This window comes from Paenibacillus sp. GbtcB18 (genome assembly GCF_019091125.1).
GTDB lineage: Bacteria > Bacillota > Bacilli > Paenibacillales > NBRC-103111 > Paenibacillus_F > Paenibacillus_F chitinolyticus.
In genome coordinates this window covers 1-244 of the sequence record NZ_JAGXJX010000713.1, presented here as the reverse complement: position 1 = coordinate 244, position 244 = coordinate 1, and the positions used below count along the sequence as shown (strand labels likewise).

Genomic DNA, 244 nt, shown 5'->3' with positions numbered 1-244 from the left:
CATTCGTCTACATGCCCGAATAGGCGAAATAAAGCGGGAGAAAAAAGACGACGGTAATATCGCTGATTTTGATGTTCATTTCACTGAGGAACACTTCGCTGCGCGGCATGGCCAGACCCAAAATAAAACAGCCGAAGACGGCATAAATGCCGATGTATTCCGTGACGATACTCGCGCCCATAGTCATTACCAGCACTAAGGCCAGCCCTCCGTGAGATAAAGAACCTGCTTTCTGAACCTTCGC

Annotated in this window: 1 protein-coding gene; it reads right to left on the bottom strand. The window is 48.8% G+C overall.

Features of this window, described 5'->3' with window-relative positions; all coding sequences use genetic code 11:
• Nucleotides 1-7 precede the first annotated feature (7 nt).
• Nucleotides 8-244: cation:proton antiporter domain-containing protein (locus KVT34_RS30875; RefSeq protein WP_254635259.1), on the bottom strand; the 237-nt coding region annotated here is incomplete at its 5' end.